This is a genomic window from Duncaniella sp. (assembly GCF_029054785.1).
Lineage (GTDB): Bacteria > Bacteroidota > Bacteroidia > Bacteroidales > Muribaculaceae > Duncaniella.
Genome location: NZ_JAIDEN010000021.1, coordinates 23,692 through 30,943 on the forward strand (window position 1 = coordinate 23,692; position 7,252 = coordinate 30,943).

The following is a 7,252-nucleotide window of genomic DNA, read 5'->3' on the forward strand; positions in this document are numbered from 1 at the left end:
CTAATTATTGTCGGGATCAGGGATTTCGTTTTTGTCGGCGTCATAACACTTTCCGGTGACCGGATCGCGGAAGTAGCGGAAAGTTCCGTTGTCGTCACGCACAATGTCCCATCCTGTTGCCGGATCTTTGGGATTTCCTTCGATCAGGAATGGATTTTTGATGACAGTGGTGCCGTCGGTGTCGTAATAGTTGCCGTTTTCGGAGTTGAAATAGCAGATCAGCTGGCCGTTGTCGTCGTAGACCGGAACGAGATCTTTCGAGATGCCCAGCCCGAAATTCGGTTTGAGCGGTATCTCGGAGTAGGGGACCACCTGCACTACTACATCTATGTATTCTGCGAGTTTCCTGACCTCGAACTGATACCAGTAGTTGCGAAGCAGATCGAAAAAGTCGCCGACGGAAGCGCCTGAGGGTGCGTCGTTGTAATATTTGAAGTCGATGAAATAGTCTTTGGCATTGTATTCCTTGTAGCGTATCTTAAGGCGGCAGCGGGTGTCGGCGCTTCGGGTAGAATTGGGAAATTCGGGGATATAGACCGTATAATGTCCGTTGGCCGGATTCTTCTGAAGCAGCAGAGGAGTGGAGGTCTCGTTGGGATAAAGACCGTTGCCCGCAGGGAGCGAGGGGTAGAGGACATAGTCCTTGTCGTAGTTGTTTTTGACATACTGGTCCTGATGGGTCACTCCCTTTGGCATCGGGACTGCTTTGGTGATGTGGCGTGTCAGGGAGACCGACTCTATTTCATCGGCGGTGTCGGAATTGTCCCACACCTCGATCTTGGCCAGTGCTCTCAGCAGATGGAGGTCGCCGATAAAGGCGTCCATGCCTGATTGAAAGGTGATGCCGTCGCACTGGCGGACGCCGAACATTGCTATCTTGTCGTCGGCTGAAAGATCCCAGGAGGGGAGACCGGCGGTGTAGTCGATCCAGTAATCGGCGGTGGAGACGAGATCGAAGAGCTGCGGAAGAGTGCCTGCGGTCTCAAGCTGCGGATAACGGTGACGCCAGTTCGCAAGCATCAGCACCTTGAACGAAGATCCGAGAGCATCGCGGAGATCGCGGTTGATCTTGAATTCAAGAAGGTAGGTCTTCGAGCTTGAAGTCTCGGAGAAGGGGACAATGACAGGATTGTCGATGGTGGCGAGCCATTGGTCATTCGTGTTGTAGAGGGCGACAACCAGGTCTTTGCCTGCGATGTCGATGTAGTTTTCATAGCCGGCTCCTTTGTCATAATTGCCGGGTGGGGTGGTGCGGGAGATCAGATCAGAGCCGGTGTGGATATAAAGGCCGATGGTGTGTTCAACCTGGACACTGCTGCCGCTGCCCGTCCCGTCAGGAGCGTCAGCCCCTTCGGAACAGGCAACAAATCCAAATGCTGCGGCGGAAAGCAGCAGGGCAGAGAGTGTCCGGATTGAATTTGCAGTATATTTGTTAAACATTGTGTGTCGAATTGTCTGTGTGAAATTAGAGATCTGAAGTCTGGCGTACCACCATCCAGCTGTTGATATAAATATAAGAGTCCGCCCATCGGTTGCCTTCGTCAATGAAGAACACAAGATCGTATTTGTCCTGACGGTCGAGATATTCCTGCTCTGTCATGGACTGTTCGTAGCGACCCCGCACGAGCAGTGCATATTGGATCAGAGGAATATCGACGATCTTCTCGCCTGCCGGATTGTAGATCCTGACGCGCATGTCGTCTCTGCGGTCGGCCATCAGACGTCCGACTGTCAGATTGGCCACACAGGCGCTCATGCTTGTGATGACCGGGACATCATTGGCTTCGGGATATTCGATTCCGGCCGTACCGGCAAGCACCTGCCAGGGATAATAGTTGATTTCCTCGTCCGGCATTATGGAGTTGTCCCAGTCCATCGAGCCGTTGGCATCGGTCACGGTGAAAGTGAATCCTTCCTTGACGATTTCGCCTGAAAGGTGCTGGAGCAAGATGTTGACGTCGTTGGTGTTCTTGACGAGTTCCACATTATAGATATATGTCCCTTCATCTTCCGGGAATACCTTGACGTCGGTCTTGCCGTGGTAGAGACGCTTGAGGTCTTTGCGTGAGACTGCCGAAGCACCGGCGGCGCGCGATTCGTACTCGCGGTTGAGACGGCAGGTCAGATGAGAGTAGTGGCTCGCATCGGCGGAGACGGTGAAGTGCTCGTCGAGACCTTCGCCACACCATGCAAGCAGCTGATAGCTGCCGGGAGCCACGTCGAGATCCATCAGATAGCCGTCCTGGCGGAGCAGGTCGCCGCGCTCGCTTTTCTGCCAGACGATGTTGCCTGTGGCCGGATCAAGCAGATAGAGGGTGACTGCGTTGACTTCTTTGGAGAAGGCGTTGGCATACGACATGTTCATGTCGAAAATGAACCGAGCCTTGTAGTGGGGATCACAGTCTCCTTCTTCGTCATACATGAGTCCGCTGCAACTGCCGAGCGACAGTGCGGAGAGCAGGATTGCGACGATTCGCAGGTTGGTTTTGTGGAGCTTCGTATTGAGTTTCATCTTACGATCTGTGATAATGATGTATGGGGGTTGTTCTTGGGTAATCTTGATATATGTTGTGGAGGGCCGGGAGACCCTCTCGCTGTTGTCGGGTTAAAGAAAAAAAGGAGGTGAGAGGTGTGATGAGGAGGGGTTGAGGAGCGGAAAGGTGATGGGGTGTGTCTGTCAGCAGCATAGGATCGGTGACAAAGGTCCGGTTTGAGAGAAAAAAAGAAAGGTGCGGGAATCCGCGGGATGGAATTCCCGCACCTTGATTTAAGTGATTGTCTTAAGAGACTGATATGACTTTTTCGATTAGAGATCTACGCTCTGCTTAACAACCTTCCAGGAAAGGATGCTGATGTTGGCTGCCATACCGAAGGTTTCTTTCGAGGGATTGTCGGGAATGAGTTCCTCGGTGCTGCCTTCGCTGGGGTCGAATACGCCCTGGCCGAGACGGAACACTTTGCCTACCTCGATCTGATACCAGTGGTTGCGGACAACACCGTACTGACCGTTTTCGGTAACAGTGTAGTCGTTATTGTTGTTGAAGCCGGCATTTTTGCCAAGGAGGTGTTCAACGGGAACATAGTAAACGCTTGCACCGCCGGTATAGGCAGTCGGGTTTTCATTGAAGAAGTAAGAGTTGAGAGCAGCCTCGAAATCAGCTGTTGCAACAGCAGTGGCTTTATTGTCGCTGAGTGCATAGAGCTGGGTGTTTTCGCCAAGAGCGGAAGCGAGTTTCACTACGCCTGTGCCAAACTTGGTGTCCTTGACGATCTCTACGTTATCAGCGCTAACCTGAGTATAGTTGTCGCGATTGAGAGTGCCGTCTTCGTTGGTCTCGCTTGAGCTGCCGGTCTTGATATAGTAGTTGAGCTGGCTGGTAGCGTTCAGGCGGTTGAGGATGTAGGGAACGAACTGATCTTTCTTGTAGTAGACACCGCTGAAGAGGATGAGATCAAGAGGCTTCTGGCAATCTTTGTCTTCATAGATTGTGGCGGTGAAGACAACGTTGGTCACACGGGCAGGGGTGAGGACGTTGTTGCCGTTGCGGATAACAGTGTAGTCTGCGGTAGTTTCGTTTGAGTAGACAGCACCCTTGAGTTCTCCATCGATGCCGCTGAAAGTCGGATATGAGAGCTTGAAGTTCTTGTCGTCATAGTTGACAGACTTGCCCCAGTAGCTGCGGTGGAGCTGTGCGATGTTCCAGGTATCCCAAAGCCCGGAGAGTTTATCAAGGTTCTTGCCGAGGAATGAAGTGGGCTCGGTGCCGGTCACTCCGAATTTTTCAATCTGTACGTAGACGGGAGTTGAACCGATGTTTGTGCTGCCGTTGTCGTTGTTCTCCGCACCTGCAATGGTCACATCTACCTTGAAGGGATTGCCTTCGGGAAGTGAGATGGTGAACTTGGCTGCGAGACGCTCAACATAGATTTTTACGACGTCTTTAGCCGGTACATTCTTAAGGTCAACAGGTTCTGTCTTGAGATTGCTTTCCTGAAGAAGGTTGGCATAGTAGACACCTGCTTCATACTGGTTGGGGAAAGCTGTCTCTCCGCCGTTGAAGCTTGAGGTTGACATCACGAAAGAAGATCCGTTCTGCCAGTTGGTCTGGAAGTTGCGTACTTCAGCCATTTTGCGCGGAGTCTCGCGGATGTATGACAGAAGTTCGGGAGAAGCATTGAGAACTGTTACAAGATATTTGGGGAGATTTTTCTTAGTGAGGTTCTTGAGAACAAGCACATTGTTGCTCTGGAATTCAACGTTATAGCCTTTGTCGTTTTCCTGTTCTTCGTCTTTGACATCGTCGCCTCCGTTCCATACGCTTGCTTCGGTCACGAACATCTGGTCTTTGTCGAAGAAGAAGAAGTGAGCGGTGTTGACTGCATGCTCGTTAGGCTCGCCGGGAACGAGGTCACCCTCTTCGGCACGGCCCATTGCATTTGCATCTGTGATGTTCACAGTCAGATACATTGTGGTGCCTTCTCCCTCCGGAGTATTGCCGTTGTTTCCACCGTTTGACGGTTCGTCGCTTGAACAGGCAGCAAACGCCATTGCTGCGGCTGTTGTCAGAAATAAGCTTTTAAATTTCATCTGTAATTGATTATTGAATTGGTTTTTAATTTGTTACTAATTGAATCTGTGAATGAAATCTGTAATGTGATGTGTTGAGTAAAAAAATGTAAAGTTTAAAAAGTCGGGTTATTATTGTGTGGAGAGTTTATGGACTGCGTTACTTGTCTGTTGAAGCCTGAGGCTGGAGCTTGTCGAGCTGTCGGATTGCATCGGCGGCTTCGGGTATGGATGTCGCATTCTCGAAATACTTGCGGGCTGCGGCATAGTCACCTTTGAGAGCTTCGCGGACACCTCTAATGTATTCGGTCTGTTCGGAAGATCCGGCTTTGTCGAGGAATCGGTTGGCCTGGTCGAGATCACCGCGTTCGAGGGCGCAGACGGCAGCGTTGAGATTGGCTGCGGGATCGTTGGGATACATGCGCACGGCTGTCTCGAACACATCGTTGAATTCGTCGCTGCCCGGTTCGCAGTCCTGAGCCACGAGATAGAATTCGTTGAGGCTGAGTTTCTGCGGGTGTTCCTTCATGATGCGGCGGATCTCGTTGACGTCGCTGTAAGAGCGGATTGTGTATTCGATGCGATAGTCAGTGTGGCGCAGTGCGGGATAGTAGGTCTGCAACATGAAGCGGTAGTCCTCAGGATAGAGCTTCTTGATGCGGGCTTCCTTGGCGTCAGGCTCCATGTCGGAGTCGATGAGCGCGAGGATTTCGGTGCGCGCAGGCAGATTGGATCCGTCAACAAACCTTTTGAGTCCGGCCCAGTCCTCAGGCTCGAAGTCGGTTGCGATGACTCCGGAGTCAAAGCGGTAGAGCTTCTGGATATAGTCCTTGAGGGCCGCTGTTCGGCCTATGGCGAGATCGCGGTTGTGGGAGTAGGGGCTTTCAGGGGATGCGAAGCCTTTGAGCCAGACGCGGGTGATGGTTACGTCGCGGTCACCGCGGACGGAGTCGATCGTGGCCTGGATCTTGGCCAGTTCGGTGGTGTTGCGGCGATATTCGGGATAGATGATGGTCTGGTCGACGGGGAAGTCGATGAAGGCCGATCCGGAAAGTTCGCGGTGCTTCTCGCCGTTGCCCTGCGGACGGACATAGACCCACTGCGGGGTGAAATATCCGTAGTATCCGTAAGGTCCGTCGAATGGAGCGGATGCAAGCAGTTTGCGGCAGCATCCGAAGTCCGAGCGGTTGAGATAGACCGACGATCCGTTCATCCAGTCGGCGTAGGGGAGTATCTGATTGTAGTGAAGGCTGTCGGGTTTCTCTGACGCGCGTATCACTGTCTCGTCAAAGCCTGAGATCATGCCGGGGGTGTTGCGCTGGTACTGGTAGTAGCGGACACGTCCGTAGATGCCGATGGCGGGGAGGCGGAGGGTGTCGCTTCCGTTGATGATGCTCGGAGTCAGGAGCACCGCGCGGTTGCTTTCGACCTGAAGACGGCTGAGATCAAGGGTCATGTCGACGTTCATGTAGTCGCCGTGGCGCTGGAGCGATGCCTGCTCCACGTTTACACCGAGCGGTATTGTGCGGGTTGCCGATGTGTTTTCCGCCGAAGCGCTCAGGGTCAGGCCGATGAATAGAGACGATATGGTAAGGGCTTGGAATTTCATTTCAGTGCGTTTAAATGAGGTGGTTTAAAACAGATACACTAAGTTGATTGCGGCTTTGGTCGGTCCGAAGTAGTTGTGAGGGCGGTCGGATTTGAGTTTCTTTCCGCAGCCCGCACACTTGTACTGGCTGTAACGTGTGTAGGAATAGCCGATACCGATCTCAGCTTCAAGGTTCCAGTGGCGTCCGAGGATCCAGGCATAACCGTAGGCCACGCCGCCTCCGACAAACCAGCCCTGAAAACGATAGTCTTTGAGTTTGGAGAAATCTGTGCCAAGCATGGAGAATCCGGTGTCAAGTCCACCGATGTTGTATTGGCCTCCGTGGAGATGTGCGCCGACAAAATGGCCGGCGAAGCGGTCGCAGAACCAATAGCGGGCCTCCGGCTGCACAAACCAGTGTTTCCAGCGTTTGTTGTCACTGAAAGTCCAGGCGTTGAACTCGCCGGAAACATCCAGTGTCCACTTAGGAGCGAGGCCTACCTCTCCTCCTAAGTTGATGTTCGTGAAAATATCGGACGAAAGGTCGGTCTTGACAGCAAGATCCTGAGCTTTCGAAGTCTCGAACAAGCCTGCAAGCAGAAAGATTACAAGCAATACTCTTTTCATCGACGACATAGAAATCCTATAATTGTTACTATTTTGCTTATGTGTTGTAAAGGAAGGCGTTTTTTAGAACGTAAGAATACCGGTGAATGCCTCCGCGATGGTGGCAACCCCAAGATTGCAAGCGGCAAACACATGACGGTTCAATGCTTGCAGGTATTACTTACATATAACCCAACTGATTACGTGACATAAACGATGTTACTACTATTGTATAATGCTACTATTTGTGATGTGTCTCATAGAAGTCTCTCAGTTAGGGAGGCTACTTTTCAGCGACAAAAGTAGTGCATTATTTTTAATCTTGCAATAAATAAGATAAAATAATTGAATTTTTTTGAAACATGTTTTGAAGTTGATTCTGGATCGCGGTTTTAGAGGTTGTTTAAAAACAAGAGTTAAAATCTGAGCGAAAGTTTTGAGGTGAATATGGCTCTGAATTGAAGGAGCATAGCGAGCTATGTGACTGAAAT

At 51.4% G+C, this 7,252-nt stretch carries 5 protein-coding genes; all 5 read right to left on the bottom strand.

Annotated elements, in window-relative coordinates; all coding sequences use genetic code 11:
* Window positions 1-1,440, bottom strand: coding sequence for a hypothetical protein (locus K2H17_RS00700; RefSeq protein ID WP_300130206.1), 1,440 nt, complete (start codon window positions 1,438-1,440; stop codon window positions 1-3).
* Between the two features lie 25 nt (window positions 1,441-1,465).
* Complete coding sequence (locus tag K2H17_RS00705) at window positions 1,466-2,512, bottom strand: FimB/Mfa2 family fimbrial subunit (protein WP_300130208.1); 1,047 nt, start codon at window positions 2,510-2,512, stop codon at window positions 1,466-1,468.
* A gap of 294 nt (window positions 2,513-2,806) precedes the next feature.
* A complete protein-coding gene (locus K2H17_RS00710) occupies window positions 2,807-4,588 on the bottom strand; it encodes a fimbria major subunit (protein WP_300130210.1) in 1,782 nt (593 codons plus the stop codon).
* Between the two features lie 139 nt (window positions 4,589-4,727).
* Complete coding sequence (locus K2H17_RS00715; protein ID WP_300130213.1) at window positions 4,728-6,176, bottom strand: DUF3868 domain-containing protein; 1,449 nt, start codon at window positions 6,174-6,176, stop codon at window positions 4,728-4,730.
* A gap of 24 nt (window positions 6,177-6,200) precedes the next feature.
* Window positions 6,201-6,782, bottom strand: a complete 582-nt coding sequence (locus K2H17_RS00720; protein ID WP_300130215.1) for a DUF3575 domain-containing protein — start codon at window positions 6,780-6,782, stop codon at window positions 6,201-6,203.
* Between the last annotated feature and the right edge of the window lie 470 nt (window positions 6,783-7,252).

Coding starts and splice junctions, on each gene's coding strand:
- K2H17_RS00700 (WP_300130206.1), bottom strand. CDS start 1,440: ATGTTTAACAAATATACTGCAAATTCAATCCGGACACTCTCTGCCCTG.
- K2H17_RS00705 (WP_300130208.1), bottom strand. CDS start 2,512: ATGAAACTCAATACGAAGCTCCACAAAACCAACCTGCGAATCGTCGCA.
- K2H17_RS00710 (WP_300130210.1), bottom strand. CDS start 4,588: ATGAAATTTAAAAGCTTATTTCTGACAACAGCCGCAGCAATGGCGTTT.
- K2H17_RS00715 (WP_300130213.1), bottom strand. CDS start 6,176: ATGAAATTCCAAGCCCTTACCATATCGTCTCTATTCATCGGCCTGACC.
- K2H17_RS00720 (WP_300130215.1), bottom strand. CDS start 6,782: ATGAAAAGAGTATTGCTTGTAATCTTTCTGCTTGCAGGCTTGTTCGAG.